The organism is Bradyrhizobium sp. Kon69 (genome assembly GCF_055807515.1).
Genome location: NZ_JBVVOS010000574.1, coordinates 1 through 237 on the forward strand (window position 1 = coordinate 1; position 237 = coordinate 237).

Consider the following 237-nt stretch of genomic DNA (forward strand, 5'->3'; position numbering starts at 1 on the left):
TGCCCACGTTGATCAGCAAGGGCAGGGACTGTCGTGGAGGCACGCCGGGGACTTTGGCGTCCACTTCGAAATACAGGCTCATCGTCCCGCCATCGTTGATAAGGACAATGGTCCGTGCAATGGTGAAGGGGATGACCGCACCTTCCCAATTGTCGTCCACCTCAAACCATGGCGCGAAAGCTGCCACCGCCCATCGTGGTTGAAGCCGAATCGATCTCGCCAATCCTGGCACGCCTC

At 59.1% G+C, this 237-nt stretch carries 1 protein-coding gene; it reads right to left on the reverse strand.

Annotation, left to right across the window (positions count from 1 at the left end; genetic code table 11):
• On the reverse strand, positions 1–187 hold a 187-nt coding region (locus AC0L3U_RS40200; protein ID WP_473365242.1), incomplete at its 3' end, for a hypothetical protein.
• Positions 188–237 lie beyond the last annotated feature (50 nt).